A 17,502-nucleotide genomic window follows, 5' to 3' on the forward strand; every position below is an offset into this window, starting at 1 on the left:
GAGGTAAAAAAAATACCGGCCTGTGGGCCGGTATTTTTTTCTATGAGGTAACCATGAAAGTCATCATCGTCATCATGATGTCCCTGATGCTAACTGGATGCGGAAGCATCATTAGTCGCACCATCCCTGGACAGGGGCATGGTAATCAATATTATCCCGGTGTGCAGTGGGATGTACGCGATTCCGCATGGCGCTACCTGACGGTGCTGGACCTGCCGTTCTCGCTGATATTTGATACGCTGCTCCTGCCCATTGATGCCCATCACGGGCCGTACGAATAGTTAACGCTCGTCCCACTCGTCTGCCGCGGTCTGCCCCTCTTCGGTATCCAGCGGCGGTTCGAGCTGGAACTCACCTTCATCCCACTCATGGAGGGTATTCTCCTCCAGCCACTCCTGGCGCAGTTCAATTTCATCGAAATCGCCGTCGAAAACAGCCTGCGCTGCTTCGCCACTTAATACCGGCAGGCATTCCCCCTCCTGGCCATCGTCGGCAAAAAACTCGACCTGCCACATAATGTCCCCATCCTGCAGAACATATTTTTGAATATTGAGTTGCTCAATATTCGCATTCTCTTCCTCAATGCCTGGATTATTGGCGAGATACTCCTCGCGTGCAGCGTCAATAGCTTCTTCCAGCGTGGCGTACATAGTCATAAGTGTCTCCCTGTTTTCGACATAGCATTCAGGGAAAGGATAGCTTATCCACTGAAATTGCAAGTATGAATGCGCAGAAAGCCGTCAGCCATTTTTCTTAATGACGCACTGCCGGGGAGGAAGAAGGGGAATTTCGCGGCGATTTGCGCGTAGCTCTCGCCATGCTGAGCCAGGAATAGATGGCGTTGAAGAGCACGACGCAGGCCGTCACAATAAAGACGGCCCTGAAGCCGAAGCTCGCAGAGACACCGGCCCCCACCAGCGGCCCGGTGACATTACCAATATCGCGAAAAGACTGGTTATAACTGAATATCCGCCCGGCAATCTGGTTGGTGGAGTTGTAGACCAGCAGGGTCTGTACGGCGGGCAATAGCGCCCCGTCAGCAGCTCCTAACAGGAAACGTAATACGCCCAGTTGCCAGGGGGACTGCACCATCGACATAGGAATCAGCAGCAGCACCGAAATGATCAGGGCTGCGATCAGGATTTTCTCTGGGCCAATGCGATCGCCGAGTTTACCCAGTCGCGGCGCACTGATCAGCGCCGCCACGCCGGGTACCGAGGCAATCATCCCGCTAATAAAGGCGATATTGCTCACGTTGCCCGCTAAATCGCGCACATAGAGCGTAAGGATGGGCGCTATAGAGCCGGTCGCAACCTGAATGATTAAGGTCGTGACAAAGAGACTTAACACCAGTTTCGGATTTTTCAGGGCGCCTATCACCTGACGCGCATGGAGCATCTCTTTTTTCGCCACCGGGGTAAAGTTTTCCCGAATGCACAGCAAGGTGACAATAAAACAGATGAACAACACTGCCGCGGTGATGAAAAAGACCGGCCGCAGACCATAAATATCGGCCATAAAACCGCCCGCCAGCGGGCCGAGGAGTGCGCCGCTTACCGCCCCGGTAGAGAGCGTACCCAGCGCCCAGCCGCTTTTATGTCGCGGTATCTGCGTAGCAATAAGCGCGTTAGCATTGGGCACAAACCCGCCCAGCAAACCCAGCAAGGCGCGCAAAATCAGCAACTGCCAGACATTTTGTGCCAGCCCCATCAGCACCATGATAATGGACATGCCCAGCGCTGAGCGCAGCAGCATGACTTTGCGCCCTTTCCGGTCAGCAAGTCCGCCCCAGAAGGGGGAGGCAATGGCCGAAAAGAGAAAAGTAATGCTAAACACCAGCCCCGACCACATATTCAGCGCGCTATGGCCGGTCACCCCGAGCTGTTCGACATACAGCGGCAGAAAAGGCATGACCAGACTGAAGGCTGCGCCGGTTAAAAAACAACCGAACCACGCAACCGCGAGATTACGTTTCCAGTTTATAGGGGCATCTGAGGGCGACATAGCAATCCGCAATAATATTATGAGAGGTAATAAGCCTGCTAATTATGCGCCTGCGTGATGATTGCTGCAATGGAGGAGGGCTTTTATCGCTAAAAGAGAGGCGGCCTGCTGGCCGCCCCGGGGAGATTAATAGCGGGAGGGAACGCCCTCCGGCCGGGTTTTAAAGCGACGATGTAGCCACATATACTGTTCAGGTGCCAGCATGATGCACTTCTCCACAACCTCATTCATCCAGCGGGCGGTGGTCTCGGCATCGTCAAGCGGGGGAGCCAGCTCGGGCTCCAGCATCATCAGTTCATAACCTTTACCATCAGGTTTTCGCCGCGGTACGAAGGGAACAATCGCCGCTTTGGACATGCGCGCCAGCATCCAGGTACCGGAGGTCGTCGCTGCCTCTTCTACGGCAAAGAAAGGGACAAAGACGCTGGCGTTACGACCATAGTCATGATCTGGCGCGTACCAGATGACCTCACCTGATTTCAGGGCGCGAATCATCCCTTTCAGGTCTTTACGGTCAATCATGCTCTTATTGGAACGCATACGTCCCCAGGTTTGTAACCAGTCAATCACCGGATTATCGTTGGGGCGATAAACGCCGATGCCGGGCGCCTGCATGCCAAACATACGTGCACCGATTTCGAGGGTGAGGAAATGGACCCCTATCAACAGCACGCCGGTCTTATCGGCCTGAAGTTGATGCACCGGATCCATGCCGGTACCGGTGACGTCATACCAGCGTGCCATCCGCTTATCAGACCAGAACCAGGCCATGCCTGTTTCCATCAGCCCCATACCGACGGATTCAAAGTTTTTAACCACCATCTCATGGCGTGCCTTTGCGTCCATTTGCGGAAAGCAGAGCTCCAGATTGCGATCGGCAATGCGGGCACGGCGTTTCATCAGGCGCAGGGCAAGGTGCCCCAGCACGCAGCCAAGGCGATAGATGATGGGGTAGGGCAGCTTTACCACTAACCATAATAAACCGATCCCCAGCCAGGTAGGCCAATAACGTGGATGGAGTAGCGCCATGGAAAATTGAGGTAAATGGGTCATGTTTTTCCTGTTCTTAAACGTCCTTATGCAGCATTGTCGCATTTTTCAATCTATTGCCCAAATTTCTGCAAAAAAAGCGATCTCATGTTGCGGGTAAAGCGCAAAACGAAATTTTGTGAGTCAGAAATGTAGCGCAAAATGAAGGGATGTAAATTCTCATTGTTTGCTATATCATGCGGCCCGATTTGATTCTCTAACGATTGCAGGAACCGTACACCATGCCAGTGTTACACAACCGCATTTCGAACGAGGAGTTAAAAGCGCGCATGCTGGCCGAAACAGAGCCGCGCACGACTATCTCGTTCTATAAATACTTCACCATCGTCAATCCGCACGAAACGCGTGACACCCTTTACAAAGCCCTGACTGCGCTGAACGTATTTGGCCGCATTTATCTGGCTAAAGAGGGCATCAATGCGCAGATTAGCGTGCCTGAAAGCAAAGTCGACGCGTTACGTGATTATCTCTACGGCTTCGATCCTGCACTGAATGGGCTGCGTCTGAACGTGGCGCTGGAAGATGACGGTAAATCCTTCTGGGTGCTGCGTTTGAAAGTGCGTGAACGCATCGTCGCCGATGGGATTGACGACCCGACCTTCGATGCCAGTGACGTGGGTGACTATCTGAAGGCGGCTGAAGTGAATGCCATGCTCGACGATCCCGATGCAGTGTTTATCGATATGCGTAACCACTATGAATATGAAGTGGGCCATTTCGAGGATGCGCTGGAGATCCCGGCAGATACCTTCCGTGAGCAACTGCCTAAAGCCGTTGAGATGATGCAGGAACATAAAGATAAAAAGATCGTTATGTACTGTACCGGTGGGATCCGTTGTGAAAAGGCCAGTGCCTGGATGAAGCACAACGGCTTCAATAAGGTGTGGCATATTGAGGGCGGCATTATTGAGTATGCCCGCCGTGCCCGTGAGCAGGGCCTGCCGGTACGATTTATCGGTAAAAACTTCGTCTTCGATGAGCGGATGGGTGAGCGAATTTCAGAGGATGTGATCTCGCATTGCCATCAGTGCGGTACATCATGCGACACGCATACCAACTGCAAAAACGATGGTTGTCATCTGCTGTTTATTCAGTGCCCGGCATGTGCTGAGAAGTTTAATGGCTGCTGTAGTGAACTGTGCAGCGAAGAGAGCGCTCTGCCTGAAGAGGAGCAGCGCCGTCGCCGCGCGGGACGTGAAAACGGTAATAAAATCTTCAATAAGTCGCGTGGTCGTCTCAATACCCGCCTGGGTATTCCTGACCCGGAATAACGGCTGTCCGGCCCGGCTGCAGCGAGCAACCGGGCCGACTTCACTTACTTCTTCTGCACGCCTTCAACAGAAATAATCAGATCCACTTCCTGCGATGCCGGACCCAGATCGGTAGTGATATTAAAGTCCTTCAGACGGATTTTACCCTCAGCTTCAAACCCGGCGCGTTTGCCGCCCCACGGATCGTCGCCCTGACCAATCAGCTTCGCTGCCAGCGTCACTGGTTTAGTCACGCCGTTTAAGGTCAGGTTACCGGTGATATCCAGTCCGTCACCTGCTTTTTTAACTTCTGTAGACGCGAAAGTCGCCTGCGGGAACTTCGACACGTTCAGGAACTCTGCGCTGCGCAGGTGTTTATCACGCTCAGCGTGGTTAGTGTCTACGCTGTTGGTATTGATCGTGACATTCACTTTATCGGCAGCCGGATTTTTTTCATCGAAGGTAAAAGACCCATCGAAATCATTAAAGGTGCCGTACAGCCAGCTGTACCCCAGGTGCTGGATGCGGAAGTTGACGAAGGCGTGCTGCCCTTGTTTATCAATTGTATAGTCTGCTGCAACGGCGGCGCCGGTGGTGAACAGCAGAGTTCCTAAGGTTAATCCCAGCAGGCTTTTTTTCATCTTATGCTCCAGAGTCAGACGACGCTTTACCCAACATACGTGTCAGGGTGGCATCTTTATCGATAACGTGATGTTTGATGGCGGCGAGGCCATGTAAAACGGAAAGAACAACCAGGCTCCAGGCGAGCCATAGATGTAGTGAACCCGCGAGATCCGCCTGCGTACCGGCATCTGCCAGTAGTGCAGGGACATCAAACAGGCCGAATACGCTGATGGGCTTGCCGTCGGCGGTGGAAATCAGGTAGCCGCTAATCAGAATGGCAAAGAGTAGGCCGTAAAGGGCGATATGGGCCGAGGCGGCGGCCAGTCGGGTCAGGCGAGTCTGGCTTTGCAGCGGCGGCGGTACCGGGGAGACGTGGCGCCAGATAATGCGGATCACCAGACCCATCATCAACAGGATGCCAATGCTCTTATGCAGCTCGGGTGCCTGATGGTACCAGCCATCGTAATAGCTAAGCGTGACCATCCACAACCCGAGGCCAAACATGGCATAAACGACAATGGCCGTGACCCAGTGTAATAAAAGGGAAATAACACCATAGCGTGTCGGGGAATTACGTAACTGCATAGTCAATACCGCAATAATATTAATGTGCGGTCAACATGACGTGTCGGAAATAGTAATGCAAATGATATTTAATAATAATGAATATTAATTTTTATCTTTCAGTTACTTTGATGATGACAGGGATTTTACATCAGCTTTTTCGTAAAAAATGAACTGTTTAACAGCCCTAAAGCCGATTTGATTGGGTTAATAACATTCAAATTATTTGCGATGAATTTATAGTTATTTTAAGAAATGTAAGGTTGTGTCAGGGGTTATGCCGCATAGAACAGAATATAAACGACATCGATAACGGCTAATAATGACCACAGCACAATATAGAGCATCAGATGCTCACGAATATTGTTGATCAGATAGTTAAGAAGGCGTCGCATTCACTTCCCATTTGCGAAAAGTTAAAGGCTTCGGCATCCCGAAGCCTGGGGCAATTATCAGCGAAAGCGTGCTAAGGAGAAGGGCGTCAGATCAAAGGACGGCGTGATATCCTGGGCAAATTGCGCGGCAATCTCACCCAGTACGCTGGCAAACTTAAAGCCATGACCGCTGAGGCCGGTGATCAGCAACGTATTATCATGCCCTGGCAGCGTATCGATAATAAAATCTTCGTCTGGGGTATTGTCATAGGTGCAGGCTGCTCCATGCAGCAGACCGCCTACGCCCGGCAGCACATTCCGTAAGAATGTAAAACACTCCGATCCATCACTGGCTATGGCACCAAAGGGGACGCGCTCTTGCTGGGACGTGATGGGTTGCCCGCCGTTATGTTTACCGATCTTGAGTTCATCATTTTCAGCAGGAAAACCGTAGAACTGATTGCCGTCTGGCAACTCGCCGGTAAACGCCGGGAAGTGGTTTTTACTGCTATAGCGGCCATCGGCCTGGAACCACGCAAAGACTTTGCGCACTGGCTGCACTGGCAGATCAGGCACCAGGCTGGAGACCCAGGTCCCCGAACTGACCAGCAGTCGATGCGCGCTATAAGCACCATCAGCCGTTTCTACCGTCACCTCATCATCACCATGCTGAATGCGGCTCACCGGGCAGTTAAATAGCTGCGCGCATCCGGACTCTTTCGCCAGAGCGATCCAGGTCTTAATCGCCAGTTCGCTACGTAACACCCCAGAACTGCCTTCAAACAGACCGACATAGTTGTCAGGCACCCGAATTTCAGGCCAGCGCGCCATTATGGCCTCGCAGCTCATAGACTCTACGTTGAGGTTAAACTTCTGCGCGCTCTGGGCGACATTTGTCAGAAATTCAGAATCAGCAGGGCCCAGGTTGATCACGCCGGTATGCTCAAAGACGGCCTCACCACTGATCTCTGCCAGCTCATCCCACAGCGCCTGCGCGCGTAACACCATCGGGACATAGCGCTCGCCCTCGCCGTAAGCGTGACGAATCAGGCGGGTATCACCATGGTGGCTCCCTTCGGTGTGTGGCGGCATATGGGCATCTATCATCAATACCTTCAGCCCGGCACGCGTTGCATAATAACCTGCGGCGGCGCCGACGGAACCACTGCCAATAATGATTAGATCGTATTTCATATAAATCTCTTTACGCTGCACTTTACATAGCAGAGTAATTAACATGGCGGGGTTATACAAGGGAGAAATAAATAAGGCACCCTGAGGTGCCTGTTGAGTGAGAAATGGGCATATTCTTAATGCCGACGATACTCATTTTCCTGGTAGTCACCAGATTCTATTTTTGCAATTCCTGCTTCTAAAATAGAAATAAACTGGCGTGCGACATCTGTTGTTAACCACAGAGTCTGCCCAACCTCCGCTTCTTCACGGTCCGCCTGATTTGGGGTCTGGTAGTGTAAGCGCAACATCAGCGCGTCGTAGCTGTCTACGGTGCTAATATCCCAGCCGACGAGAGGATGGGTCTGGATGACTTCATTATTCTTTTCCATCTTAACCCCCTTAATACGTGTTAGAAGACAACGACTTTGAGGTTCAATGCGTGTTTTTCTGAAGCTACTTCAGTATACATTAAATAAGGGTTCTGATCGGAAAAAGAAACCATCGCAACGTAAATAGTTACATTTTAGGAATGTTCGAACAATAAATCACCGTGATGCTCACGATTTTAAAAGAAGTCAGGCAGGGCGGGGAACTTTCTTAAAACGAAACGAAAAAAAGCCGGGGCGACCCGGCAAAAAACACAATGAGGGCGTAAAACTTAATCGGTAATAAACCAGTCGTCAGCGCTCTCCCAGGTCTCCTGCAGGATTTCGCTGATGCGCTCTTTATCTTCTTTGGCACCGCCTAATACTGACAGGTTATTGGCGGCAGCATAACGCACGGTAACGGCACCATCGCGCTCGGGAAAGGAATCGTTGATACGACGGGATAATTCACCCGCCAGCGCATCCAGCGCGCCGGCAGGCATGGCTGTGGTTCTGGCGATCGTGACTTCAATACGCATAATAACCCCTGTGCAATATACTGTGTATTTATACAGTTCTATTGTTGCCAACGCAACAGGGGGAGACCACTTTTTTAACCTTTAACCGTCCATTGCACGGTTTCACCCGCCAGGAATGGAATTACGGTGTCATCCGTCAGGGCAATCGACTCCACCACCTGGCTCTCTTCGCGCACCAGTTCAACGAACGTATCGTTAACCGGCAGGTTGTAGAATTTCGGGCCGTTAAGCGAGCAGAAGGCTTCGAAGTGTTGCAAGGCATTCATCTCCTCAAAGACCTGGGCATAGCTCGCCAGTGCGGTAGGCGCATTAAAGCAGCCTGCACAGCCGCAGCTGGCCTCTTTGCGATGACGTGCATGCGGCGCGGAGTCTGTACCCAGGAACACGCGGTCAAAACCGCTGGCGACCAGCTCACGCAGCGCCTGCTGGTGGATATTACGCTTCAGGATCGGCAGGCAGTACAGATGCGGACGCACGCCGCCAACCAGCATATGGTTGCGGTTAAACATCAGGTGCTGTGGGGTAATGGTTGCCGCCAGATGCTCGTTGCCCTCGCGGACATAATCTGCGGCATCTTTAGTGGTGATGTGTTCAAACACCACTTTCAAACCCGGCAGGCGCTGGCGAAGCGGTTCCATCACGGTATCGATAAAGCGGGCTTCACGATCGAAGATATCGATGTCGGCATGAGTCACTTCACCGTGCACCAGCAGCGGCATGCCCAGTTTCTCCATGCGCTCCAGTACCGGCACAATGGCATCGACGCTGGTCACGCCGTGGCTGGAGTTGGTGGTGGCGTTTGCCGGATAGAGCTTGGCGGCGGTGAAAACCCCTTCGGTAAAGCCTCGCTCAATCTCTGCCGGATCCAGCGTGTCAGTCAGGTAGCAGGTCATCAGCGGCGTAAAGTCATGCCCGGCCGGTACGGCAGCGAGGATGCGGTCGCGATAGGCAATAGCGGCATCAACGGTAGTGACTGGCGGTACCAGGTTAGGCATGACAATCGCGCGGCCATAAATTTCACTGGTATAAGGCACGACGGTGGCCAGCATGTCGCCATCACGCAGATGGATATGCCAGTCGTCAGGACGGCGGATTTTCAGAACCTGGGGATGTGCAGTCATTAGTATGCTCCGGCTTGGTAGGAATCAGTCATGAAGGCTGTTTTTTGCCGGACACAAAGGATAGGCGGAAACGTTTTCGTTTGCACTCTTTTTACAAAAAAAAGGCGCCGAAGCGCCGTTATATTTACTCAGTGAAGGGGATTATGATTTCTCCCGGCTTCACTTCAATGCCTTTGGCATATTTCTTCGCCAACGCTTCGCCTTTGCTCTTATCTTCACTCAGGATATAGGCTGGCTGTTTATTGAAGTAGCTGCGCAGCGACTGGTTGAGATAAGGCATCAGGGTCTGAAGTACCGGTTTCATTTTCTCCGGCGTGACGACCGCATCGGCAATCTCCATCTCCTGCAGATAAATCGCCCCTTCTTCTTTGTTGAAGACCGGCAGCGCTTTTAATTTGAGCTGAATATTGGCCTTCTGGCTGCCAAACAGGGAGTTCATGTCCAGGCTGGCATCACCAGAGAGCATCACTTTGTTTGGCTCTTCCCGGCCAATCTTACTGTCCAGGTTGGTCAGTACAATATGCGCATCCGCCACGCCGGGGACGCCGATATCTTTGGCAAAATTATTATGTTTCTGAAGCGCCTGGTTAATTTCCTGCTCGCTGACGGTGTACTGAGTAAGCTGATTGCAACCAACCAGCAGGCCGCTCACTATAAACGCAGCGGCAATAACGATTTTCTTCATGTTTTTCCTCAACATAATGTCAGCACTTAACGCCCGACGAGCCAGTATGTCAGGCGAGAGTGTTACAGACCAGCAGAAAAAGCTGAAATCAACGGGCGGGCAGAGGGTGCCCGCCCGTCCGGGCTTACAGTGCCTGGGAAGAGAGAAGGTTGATTTGGGTCTGCTTCGCCATGTTATCGCGATAGTCCGCGACCCGCGTTGGCCAGGTAATGCCCGCGACCAGCGTCAGGTTACGCAGCAGTGGGAAGAGGTGAATATCATCGTCAGATAACTCGCCATTGACGGCGTTAGGCTGGACGATGAGCTTGTCCAGCGCCCGCAGGTCATCGCTGATATTTTTTACCAGACCGGCGGTGTGGGCCATATGCTCATCAAAGCTGCCGATAGCGGCCTCTTTCTTCTCAACGAAGTACGCACGGGCCTCTGGTGTAGAAAACTCATCAAACGCAGATTTCGCGAAGCGGGGGATAAGCAGACGATTCACGTAACCGTTCACTTTGCGTAGCCACTCTTCAATGGCGGGGTTTTGCTTGCCAGTGAGCAGCGGCTTGCCATCAAGCTGGTCGACATAGTGGACGATATCCATGCTTTCGGGCAGGTAACGGCTGTCGTCTTTTTGCAGGATGGGGGCCATTTTCTTACCAATCATCCGCGTGGGCGTTGCTTCGTCATCATTCTGCAGCGTGATGAGTTCGACGGGTAGATTCTTCAGACCAAAAATCATTCGGGCTTTAAGACAGAACGGGCAGTGATCGTAAATATAAAGTTTCACGTTTCTCCTCCAGTTGTTGACCATCAATAGTCAGTATGGAGGAGAAAAAAGCATGAGACAAATCAGGCCCCGGGCTCCAGCATGGTGCCCGCGCTACGTTTGTGGCTGAACTGCCAGCCCAGCGCGAAGAAGGTGATCACCCCGATCACCGCCAGCATCACCCAGGGTAACTCCGGCTGACTGAATGCTTTGCCGGCATCAAACAGCCAGCCGCCGCCTGCATAACCCAGCGCACCGCCAATCGCCAGTCCGAGGCGGCTAAAGCCCATATAGCTACCGCGTGCACGGGCATCCGCCAGCTGGGCGCTCAGGGTTTCACGTGCCGGTTCGGCGATGATCGAGCCAATGTAAAAAGTGCAGATCAGAATAAACAGCTGCTGTAGCGAGCTGACCATCCCGATCGGCAGCATGCTGATCGACATTAACAGCAGTCCAGCCATTAACCGGTGCTCCAGACGAAACCGCTTTTCGCTCCAGCGGGCAATCGGATAGAGCAGAGTCAGCGACAGGCTGGCTTCGATGGCATACATCCATTTCACCGCTGCCGGAGAGCCGGCGATATCGTTGACCATGATGGGCAGCATAAGCATGACCTGCACCGCCAGCATGTAATAACCCGCCAGGGTGAGCACGTAGGTGACGAAGCGTTTGTCCCGCAGCACCCGGCCCATCCCTTCGCGCACCGGGGCCTTAACGGTGGAGAGTTTCCACGCAGGCAGTAGCCAGGCGTTGAAGCCCGCGCACAGGATAAAGAGGACGGCACCCACGGCGCAGACCAGGCGGAAATCATACTGCAGTAGCCAGCTACCCAGTAGAGCGCCAATCACCGCGCCGGCACTGTCCTGCATCATCAACAGGGAGAAAAACCGTCCACGCTGCTGCGGACGTATCAGTTTCACCACCAGCGCGGTGCGCGGTGGGTCAAACAATGTTCCTCCGAGCCCGGAGATAAGGCAGGAGGCCCACAGTATCCAGGGTTCGTGAGCAATGCCCATGGTGGCAAACCCGGCCGCACGTAGCAGCATGCCGGTGACAATCATCGGTTTGGCGCCGAAGCGGTCGGCAATCGCGCCACCAAAGATCCCCAGCCCTTGCTGCACAAACTGGCGCAGGCCGAGGGCAATACCGACCATTAATGCCGCCCAGCCCATTTGATCCACAAAGCGGATCGAAATCAGAGGGAATACGACAAAAAAGCCCAGTACCACCAGCATGTTATCGACGAGAAGGAAGTATTTACCCAGGTTCCGGGCCTGCGAGATGCGGGACATTTCCCCTCCGGGAAATTAAAAGGTAAGCGCGCTAATATTCTGCGGGGTTATGAACAATTTTCCCACTGTCCCGGCGACAATATTTTTTTATCAAACGAAGACTTTGATTGGCGCTTTTCATCGTAAAGTGTGAAAAGTCACGAAAATGGTATGTCACTGTTTTCACAGACGGCAACCGCACAGGTATAGTAAAGATAACGGGCCGAGGTTGTAACGGGAAGGAGTGGTATCGATGTTTGGCTATCGCAGTAATGTGCCGAAGGTGCGCCTGACGACCGACCGGCTGGTTGTGCGTCTGGTGCACGAGCGTGATGCCTGGCGTCTGGCGGATTATTACGCCGAGAATCGTCAGTTTTTAAAACCCTGGGAGCCCATTCGGGATGAGAGCCACTGTTATCCCTCCGGGTGGCAGGCGCGCCTGGGAATGATTGCAGAGTTCCATAAGCAGGGCTCGGCATTCTATTTCGCGCTGCTCGATCCCGATGAAAAAGAGATCATCGGCATCGCCAATTTTTCCAACGTGGTGCGCGGGTCTTTTCATGCCTGCTATCTCGGCTATTCAATTGGCCAGAAGTGGCAAGGGCAGGGGTTGATGTTCGAGGCGCTCTCCGCCGCCATTCGCTATATGCAGCGCACCCAACATATTCACCGCATTATGGCGAACTATATGCCGCACAATCAGCGCAGCGGCGATCTGCTGGCGCGTCTCGGCTTTGAAAAAGAGGGATACGCGAAAGATTATCTATTGATAGACGGCGAGTGGCGCGATCATGTCCTCACGGCGCTCACAACCAAAGAGTGGAGCGCAGGACGCTAAGGAGATGTTATGAAATATCAGTTATCGCTTATGGAAGCGCGGGTGATCGGCAGCCTGCTTGAAAAACAGATCACCACCCCTGAACAGTATCCCCTGTCGATCAATGCCGTGACGCTTGCCTGTAACCAAAAAACTAACCGCGAGCCGGTGATGAACCTTGCAGAACATGAGGTTCAGGATCTACTTGATGCGCTGGTCAAGCGCCACTATCTACGAACAGTGAGCGGGTTCGGCAACCGCGTCACAAAGTACGAGCAGCGTTTCTGTAACTCTGAATTTGGCGACCTGAAACTCAATCCCGCCGAGGTGGCGGTCATTACCACACTGCTGTTGCGTGGGCCTCAAACCCCGGGTGAACTGCGCAGCCGTGCCGCGCGGATGTATGAATTTGCCGATATGCAGGAGATTGAGCAAACGCTGGAACATCTGGCCTCCCGCGAAGACGGGCCCTATGTCTTGCGTCTGCCGCGGGAGCCGGGCAAACGTGAGAGCCGTTATATGCATCTCTTTAGCGGCAATGTCGAAACGCTGATAAACGTCGTTGAGGCGGTGGCACCGGTAGAGGATGAGAGCCTGCTTGCCCGCGTCGAGGCGCTGGAAGGAGAAGTCGCCGACCTAAAACAGCGGCTCGATTCGCTGCTGGCACATCTGGGAGATTAATCGTGACAAAATTACGCGTAGGTGTTGTAGGGTTGGGCGGCATTGCTCAGAAAGCCTGGCTGCCGGTATTGAGCGCCGCCACCGACTGGACGCTGCAGGGGGCCTGGTCTCCGTCGCGGGATAAAGCGCTGCGTATCTGTGAGACCTTCCGCATGCCCTATGCCGGCTCGCTGACCGAACTGGCCCAGCAGTGCGACGCGGTCTTTGTTCATACCTCTACGGCCACCCATTACCAGGTGGTGAGCGAACTGCTCAACGCCGGCGTGCATGTCTGCGTAGATAAACCGCTGGCAGAAAATATCCAGGATGCCGAGCGTCTGATTGAGCTGGCCGCGCGGAAAAAACTCACCCTGATGGTGGGCTTCAATCGCCGTTTTGCCCCCCTGTATCAGTCGCTGAAAAGCCAGCTCTCCGGCGCGGCTTCTCTGCGGATGGATAAGCACCGCGCTGACAGCGTCGGCCCCGGCGATCTGCGCTTCACGCTGCTCGACGACTATCTGCACGTGGTAGACACCGCACTGTGGCTGGCAGGCGGTAACGCGCAGCTCGATAGCGGCACCCTGCTGGCGAACGAGCAAGGCGAGATGGTCTATGCCGAGCACCATTTCAGTATTAACCATTTGCAGATTACGACCGCCATGCATCGTCGGGCGGGCAGTCAACGGGAGTGGATCCAGGCCGTCACGGACGGTGCGCTGGTGGATATCACCGATATGCGTGAGTGGCGAGAAGAGAGAGGGCAGGGGGTGGTACACCGCCCGGTACCGGGCTGGCAGAGTACGCTGGAGCAGCGGGGTTTTGCAGGCTGCGCGCATCACTTTATTGAATGCGTACAAAATCAGACCATTCCGGAGACGGCGGGCGAGCAGGCCATTATGGCTCAGCGCATCGTCGAGAAGCTGTGGCGCGAGGCGATGAGCGAGTAACCGTTATCTGCGGGTTCAACCCCTGTAACATCTGCCGATAGTAATTCCCCGGAATCCAGGTAGACTAAGCGCTTCTTTCAACGCCTGCACTGCAGGCGTTTTGCCGTGTGGTTGTGGAAATTCACGTTAATGAACCTATTAAAATCGCTGGCCGCCGTCAGCTCGATGACCATGTTTTCTCGCGTGCTGGGCTTTGCACGCGATGCCATTGTGGCAAGGGTTTTTGGTGCAGGCATGGCGACCGATGCCTTTTTCGTCGCCTTTAAGTTGCCAAACCTGCTGCGTCGTATCTTTGCTGAAGGGGCTTTCTCGCAGGCGTTTGTCCCAATCCTGGCTGAGTACAAAAGCAAGCAGGGCGAAGATGCCACCCGGGTGTTTATCTCATACGTTTCGGGTCTGCTGACCCTGGCGCTGGCTATCGTCACCGTGGTGGGGATGTTGGCAGCGCCGTGGGTTATCATGGTGACCGCGCCAGGCTTTGCCAACACGGCGGACAAATTTGCTCTCACCACCCAGCTGTTGCAGATCACTTTCCCCTATATTTTGCTTATATCGCTCGCCTCTCTGGCAGGGGCGATTCTCAATACCTGGAACCGCTTCTCGGTACCGGCGTTTGCCCCCACGTTCCTCAATATCAGCATGATCGGATTTGCGCTGTTTGCCGCGCCGCACTTTAACCCTCCGGTGCTGGCCCTTGCCTGGGCGGTGACCGTCGGCGGCGTGTTGCAGCTGGCTTATCAGCTACCGCATCTGAAGAAAATTGGCATGCTGGTCTTGCCGCGCATCAACCTGCGCGATGCCGGGGCGATGCGTGTCGTCAAACAGATGGGGCCGGCGATCCTGGGCGTCTCCGTTAGTCAGATCTCGCTCATTATCAACACCATTTTTGCCTCCTTCCTTGCCTCAGGATCGGTTTCATGGATGTATTACGCCGATCGTCTGATGGAGTTTCCCTCTGGCGTGCTGGGCGTGGCGCTGGGCACCATCTTGCTGCCGTCACTGTCGAAAAGCTTTGCCAGCGGCAATCATGATGAATATTGCCGCCTGATGGACTGGGGGCTGCGGCTCTGCTTCCTGCTGGCACTTCCCAGCGCGGTGGCGCTGGGGATCCTGGCCAAGCCGCTGACCGTGTCGCTGTTCCAGTACGGCAAATTTACCGCGTTTGATGCGGCCATGACCCAGCGGGCGCTCATTGCCTATTCGGTAGGACTGATGGGGCTGATCGTCGTGAAAGTGTTGGCGCCGGGCTTCTATTCGCGCCAGGACATCAAAACGCCGGTCAAAATTGCCATCGTGACTTTAATCATGACCCAGCTGATGAACCTGGCGTTTATTGGCCCTCTTAAGCACGCCGGCCTGGCACTCTCTATCGGTCTGGCGGCATGTCTTAACGCCGCTCTGCTCTACTGGCAACTGCGTAAACAGAAGATCTTTACTCCGCAGCCGGGTTGGGCACGTTTCCTGGTGCGTCTGGTGATAGCGGTGTTGGTGATGGCGGCGGCATTAGTGGGCATGCTGCATGTGATGCCGGATTGGGCGCAGGGCACGATGCTCTATCGACTGCTGCGGTTAATGGCGGTCGTGGTGACCGGCGTGGTGGCTTACTTTGCGACCCTGGCCATTCTCGGTTTTAAAGTGAAAGAGTTCACCCGCCGTACGGCGTAACGAAAAAAGGGGAGTCACAGACTGTGCTCCCCGTTCCTCTCTCGCTGGCGCGATTAGATAGAAAACTTCTTACCGCCGCCGCCGCGCGAGGCGGACTGTTGTCCATTCGCGCCATACAGGCCCGGCTCCTGATGTGGCTTCAGAACCTCCAGCGCCTGCTGGTTGCGGGTAATCTGTCCTTCCAGTAACCAACCATTGTGCTGGTTAAGGTCGCGCAACTGCTGGGTTTTTTCTGTAATTGTTTGCCAGCGTTCGGCGAAATCATCATTCGCACTACGTTGGGAGACTTGCTCAGCGCGACGCTGCTGCTCCAGGTAATCCAGAGTGGCGAGCAGCGAACTTTTATCTTCAGTAATTCGCTGAAGTGCGCTGCCGCTGATATGCCCGGCAGAGAGCTGTTGTTGTTCAGCATCCATTACCGTTTTCAGGTCGTTAAGAATGACCGTCATTTGATCCAGTATTTCCGAGAGACGACTCATACGGTTTTTACTCTAAGAAACTTTGCGCTTCCTGAATCAGCGCGTCAGCAATTTTGCTGGTATCCATTTTTAGTTCGCCATTACGAATAGCGGTTTTCAGCGCGTCAACGCGTTCCATATTAATATCGTTGCTACCCGGCTGCATCAGCTTCGCCTGGGCATCGCTCAGCGTCACGCTGGTGCTGTTAGCCAACGCCGTTTTTTCAAGGCGAGTTTTTGGCGTGGCAGTGTCATTCGTTTCGCGAGTTTGTACAGTGCTAACCGGCTTTACGGGCGATGTACGATCAATGCTCATTGTGTTGTCCTCATAGAGGGTTCGCGGCGTTGGTGCCTGACATCATCATTTGTTACTACTTTATCGGCAGCCGCCGCAAAATCTTTAAAAAGATTATAGGTTAATCAGAATATTCCCATCAGAACCGACCGTTCCACTGACCACCTGGCCGGAAGCCATACGCACGCGGGCATTCTGCGCCACCGCTGCGTTGTTCAACGCCTTGCCTTCACTGTTCACGCTAAAGCCGTCTCCGCTGGCGACAACCATCACGCGTTGACCGGCTTTAATACGCCATGACTGACGCAGCATACTCAATTGCAGCGGCTGCCCTGGCGCCACATCGCGAAGCGTGACGGCATCTTGCGCCTGGTTGATATCCAGCATGGTGCGCGGTGGCAACTGATCCAGTCTGCCGCGCTTAAGCGTTACGCTACCGGGCTGCAACACGCTGCCGCGAGCAATCACCTGGGAGGCGACAACATAATTGCCCATCGCCTGAACTGCAACCTGAATGTAGCGCTTCTCATTGGCGCAACGTGTCTGCACGCTGAGATTGCCCCACAGTCTGGCACTGCCCGGTACGCTAAATGAGGGCTGCTCACAGCTCGGCAACAGGTTAGCCGGGGAACGAATGGTCACGGTGACCTCATCGCTAATGCCGGCCAGCCGCTGGGCAAAAAATGCCGTCAGCTGCGCGTCCAGATCCTGCGCCGAAGAGAGGGCGCTCCAGAGCAATAAGGTTGCCGCAAGACCACGTTTGAAAATGCGCATCATAAAATACCCGCCAGTTCCAGGATGGGAGGGATTCTACCTGTCGTCCTTTCTCATCAACGCAATAAATAGCGACGCATTTTGCGCTTATTCCGTCGATAAGGGTGACGGG

At 53.9% G+C, this 17,502-nt stretch carries 22 protein-coding genes; 6 read left to right on the forward strand and 16 right to left on the reverse strand.

Going from position 1 to position 17,502, the window contains the following annotated elements; translation table 11 throughout:
* Positions 1-53 precede the first annotated feature (53 nt).
* Positions 54-281, forward strand: coding sequence for a YceK/YidQ family lipoprotein (locus WFN75_RS04015; RefSeq protein ID WP_040076197.1), 228 nt, complete (start codon positions 54-56; stop codon positions 279-281).
* Here WFN75_RS04015 and WFN75_RS04020 read toward each other — a convergent pair whose 3' ends face one another.
* The 3 genes from WFN75_RS04020 to WFN75_RS04030 form a co-directional block, all read right to left on the reverse strand.
* Entirely contained in the window at positions 282-656 is a 375-nt protein-coding gene (locus WFN75_RS04020) for a MysB family protein (RefSeq protein WP_040076196.1), read from the reverse strand.
* Between the two features lie 97 nt (positions 657-753).
* Entirely contained in the window at positions 754-2,004 is a 1,251-nt protein-coding gene (mdtG, locus tag WFN75_RS04025; RefSeq protein WP_212478658.1) for a multidrug efflux MFS transporter MdtG, read from the reverse strand.
* A 126-nt stretch (positions 2,005-2,130) separates the two neighbouring features.
* Complete coding sequence (locus tag WFN75_RS04030; RefSeq protein WP_212478657.1) at positions 2,131-3,057, reverse strand: Kdo(2)-lipid IV(A) acyltransferase; 927 nt, start codon at positions 3,055-3,057, stop codon at positions 2,131-2,133.
* A gap of 218 nt (positions 3,058-3,275) precedes the next feature.
* On the opposite strand from WFN75_RS04030, the gene trhO reads away from it, so the two are divergent.
* Entirely contained in the window at positions 3,276-4,325 is a 1,050-nt protein-coding gene (trhO, locus tag WFN75_RS04035; protein WP_046885718.1) for an oxygen-dependent tRNA uridine(34) hydroxylase TrhO, read from the forward strand.
* Positions 4,326-4,369: 44 nt separating this feature from the next.
* On the opposite strand, the gene WFN75_RS04040 is transcribed toward trhO, so the two are convergent.
* The 10 genes from WFN75_RS04040 to mdtH all read right to left on the reverse strand — a co-directional run bounded on the left by WFN75_RS04040 (position 4,370) and on the right by mdtH (position 11,795).
* The gene (locus WFN75_RS04040; protein ID WP_040076191.1) at positions 4,370-4,945 is read right to left on the reverse strand and encodes a YceI family protein; all 576 of its coding nucleotides are present in this window, start codon (positions 4,943-4,945) and stop codon (positions 4,370-4,372) included.
* Between the two features lies 1 nt (position 4,946).
* A complete protein-coding gene (locus WFN75_RS04045) occupies positions 4,947-5,513 on the reverse strand; it encodes a cytochrome b (protein WP_207293461.1) in 567 nt (188 codons plus the stop codon).
* A 254-nt stretch (positions 5,514-5,767) separates the two neighbouring features.
* The gene (locus tag WFN75_RS04050) at positions 5,768-5,887 is read right to left on the reverse strand and encodes a YceO family protein (protein WP_046885716.1); all 120 of its coding nucleotides are present in this window, start codon (positions 5,885-5,887) and stop codon (positions 5,768-5,770) included.
* Positions 5,888-5,944: 57 nt separating this feature from the next.
* Positions 5,945-7,060, reverse strand: coding sequence for an N-methyl-L-tryptophan oxidase (gene solA / locus WFN75_RS04055; RefSeq protein ID WP_336995648.1), 1,116 nt, complete (start codon positions 7,058-7,060; stop codon positions 5,945-5,947).
* Positions 7,061-7,176: 116 nt separating this feature from the next.
* Positions 7,177-7,431 (reverse strand): biofilm formation regulator BssS, encoded by a 255-nt coding sequence (bssS, locus tag WFN75_RS04060; RefSeq protein WP_040076189.1) that lies wholly within the window; start codon positions 7,429-7,431, stop codon positions 7,177-7,179.
* A 269-nt stretch (positions 7,432-7,700) separates the two neighbouring features.
* Positions 7,701-7,946: a DNA damage-inducible protein I gene (dinI, locus tag WFN75_RS04065; protein ID WP_046885715.1), complete on the reverse strand. Its 246-nt coding sequence runs from the start codon at positions 7,944-7,946 to the stop codon at positions 7,701-7,703.
* Between the two features lie 74 nt (positions 7,947-8,020).
* Positions 8,021-9,067 carry a dihydroorotase gene (pyrC, locus tag WFN75_RS04070; protein ID WP_336995649.1) on the reverse strand — a complete coding sequence of 349 codons (1,047 nt, stop codon included), beginning with the start codon at positions 9,065-9,067 and terminating at the stop codon, positions 8,021-8,023.
* A gap of 124 nt (positions 9,068-9,191) precedes the next feature.
* Positions 9,192-9,752: a lipoprotein gene (locus WFN75_RS04075; RefSeq protein WP_046885713.1), complete on the reverse strand. Its 561-nt coding sequence runs from the start codon at positions 9,750-9,752 to the stop codon at positions 9,192-9,194.
* Between the two features lie 124 nt (positions 9,753-9,876).
* Positions 9,877-10,524 carry a glutaredoxin 2 gene (grxB, locus tag WFN75_RS04080; RefSeq protein WP_046885712.1) on the reverse strand — a complete coding sequence of 216 codons (648 nt, stop codon included), beginning with the start codon at positions 10,522-10,524 and terminating at the stop codon, positions 9,877-9,879.
* A 62-nt stretch (positions 10,525-10,586) separates the two neighbouring features.
* Positions 10,587-11,795, reverse strand: coding sequence for a multidrug efflux MFS transporter MdtH (gene mdtH / locus WFN75_RS04085; RefSeq protein ID WP_046885711.1), 1,209 nt, complete (start codon positions 11,793-11,795; stop codon positions 10,587-10,589).
* Between the two features lie 232 nt (positions 11,796-12,027).
* Between mdtH and rimJ the strand changes: the two genes are divergently transcribed.
* The 4 genes from rimJ (at position 12,028) to murJ (ending at position 15,863) form a co-directional block, all read left to right on the forward strand.
* Positions 12,028-12,612 carry a ribosomal protein S5-alanine N-acetyltransferase gene (gene rimJ / locus WFN75_RS04090; RefSeq protein WP_040076182.1) on the forward strand — a complete coding sequence of 195 codons (585 nt, stop codon included), beginning with the start codon at positions 12,028-12,030 and terminating at the stop codon, positions 12,610-12,612.
* 9 nt (positions 12,613-12,621) lie between these two features.
* Positions 12,622-13,272: a YceH family protein gene (locus WFN75_RS04095; protein ID WP_040076181.1), complete on the forward strand. Its 651-nt coding sequence runs from the start codon at positions 12,622-12,624 to the stop codon at positions 13,270-13,272.
* 2 nt (positions 13,273-13,274) lie between these two features.
* Positions 13,275-14,198: a Gfo/Idh/MocA family protein gene (locus WFN75_RS04100; protein ID WP_336995650.1), complete on the forward strand. Its 924-nt coding sequence runs from the start codon at positions 13,275-13,277 to the stop codon at positions 14,196-14,198.
* 129 nt (positions 14,199-14,327) lie between these two features.
* Positions 14,328-15,863 (forward strand): murein biosynthesis integral membrane protein MurJ, encoded by a 1,536-nt coding sequence (gene murJ / locus WFN75_RS04105; protein WP_040076179.1) that lies wholly within the window; start codon positions 14,328-14,330, stop codon positions 15,861-15,863.
* A gap of 53 nt (positions 15,864-15,916) precedes the next feature.
* Here the strand turns inward: murJ and flgN are convergent, their stop codons facing one another.
* From flgN to flgA, 3 genes are all read right to left on the reverse strand, one after another.
* Entirely contained in the window at positions 15,917-16,342 is a 426-nt protein-coding gene (flgN, locus tag WFN75_RS04110) for a flagella biosynthesis chaperone FlgN (protein WP_040076178.1), read from the reverse strand.
* A gap of 7 nt (positions 16,343-16,349) precedes the next feature.
* The gene (flgM, locus tag WFN75_RS04115) at positions 16,350-16,637 is read right to left on the reverse strand and encodes a flagellar biosynthesis anti-sigma factor FlgM (RefSeq protein ID WP_336995651.1); all 288 of its coding nucleotides are present in this window, start codon (positions 16,635-16,637) and stop codon (positions 16,350-16,352) included.
* A gap of 93 nt (positions 16,638-16,730) precedes the next feature.
* Positions 16,731-17,390, reverse strand: coding sequence for a flagellar basal body P-ring formation chaperone FlgA (gene flgA / locus WFN75_RS04120; RefSeq protein WP_046885740.1), 660 nt, complete (start codon positions 17,388-17,390; stop codon positions 16,731-16,733).
* Between the last annotated feature and the right edge of the window lie 112 nt (positions 17,391-17,502).

Source organism: Leclercia sp. UBA7405, from assembly GCF_037152215.1.
Taxonomy (GTDB): domain Bacteria; phylum Pseudomonadota; class Gammaproteobacteria; order Enterobacterales; family Enterobacteriaceae; genus Enterobacter; species Enterobacter pneumoniae.

Coding starts and splice junctions, on each gene's coding strand:
- WFN75_RS04020 (WP_040076196.1), bottom strand. CDS start 656: ATGACTATGTACGCCACGCTGGAAGAAGCTATTGACGCTGCACGCGAG.
- solA (WP_336995648.1), bottom strand. CDS start 7,060: ATGAAATACGATCTAATCATTATTGGCAGTGGTTCCGTCGGCGCCGCC.
- WFN75_RS04050 (WP_046885716.1), bottom strand. CDS start 5,887: ATGCGACGCCTTCTTAACTATCTGATCAACAATATTCGTGAGCATCTG.
- dinI (WP_046885715.1), bottom strand. CDS start 7,946: ATGCGTATTGAAGTCACGATCGCCAGAACCACAGCCATGCCTGCCGGC.
- WFN75_RS04015 (WP_040076197.1), top strand. CDS start 54: ATGAAAGTCATCATCGTCATCATGATGTCCCTGATGCTAACTGGATGC.
- bssS (WP_040076189.1), bottom strand. CDS start 7,431: ATGGAAAAGAATAATGAAGTCATCCAGACCCATCCTCTCGTCGGCTGG.
- WFN75_RS04095 (WP_040076181.1), top strand. CDS start 12,622: ATGAAATATCAGTTATCGCTTATGGAAGCGCGGGTGATCGGCAGCCTG.
- trhO (WP_046885718.1), top strand. CDS start 3,276: ATGCCAGTGTTACACAACCGCATTTCGAACGAGGAGTTAAAAGCGCGC.
- pyrC (WP_336995649.1), bottom strand. CDS start 9,067: ATGACTGCACATCCCCAGGTTCTGAAAATCCGCCGTCCTGACGACTGG.
- WFN75_RS04030 (WP_212478657.1), bottom strand. CDS start 3,057: ATGACCCATTTACCTCAATTTTCCATGGCGCTACTCCATCCACGTTAT.
- flgN (WP_040076178.1), bottom strand. CDS start 16,342: ATGAGTCGTCTCTCGGAAATACTGGATCAAATGACGGTCATTCTTAAC.
- WFN75_RS04040 (WP_040076191.1), bottom strand. CDS start 4,945: ATGAAAAAAAGCCTGCTGGGATTAACCTTAGGAACTCTGCTGTTCACC.
- mdtG (WP_212478658.1), bottom strand. CDS start 2,004: ATGTCGCCCTCAGATGCCCCTATAAACTGGAAACGTAATCTCGCGGTT.
- murJ (WP_040076179.1), top strand. CDS start 14,328: ATGAACCTATTAAAATCGCTGGCCGCCGTCAGCTCGATGACCATGTTT.
- WFN75_RS04045 (WP_207293461.1), bottom strand. CDS start 5,513: ATGCAGTTACGTAATTCCCCGACACGCTATGGTGTTATTTCCCTTTTA.
- flgM (WP_336995651.1), bottom strand. CDS start 16,637: ATGAGCATTGATCGTACATCGCCCGTAAAGCCGGTTAGCACTGTACAA.
- WFN75_RS04075 (WP_046885713.1), bottom strand. CDS start 9,752: ATGAAGAAAATCGTTATTGCCGCTGCGTTTATAGTGAGCGGCCTGCTG.
- rimJ (WP_040076182.1), top strand. CDS start 12,028: ATGTTTGGCTATCGCAGTAATGTGCCGAAGGTGCGCCTGACGACCGAC.
- mdtH (WP_046885711.1), bottom strand. CDS start 11,795: ATGTCCCGCATCTCGCAGGCCCGGAACCTGGGTAAATACTTCCTTCTC.
- flgA (WP_046885740.1), bottom strand. CDS start 17,390: ATGCGCATTTTCAAACGTGGTCTTGCGGCAACCTTATTGCTCTGGAGC.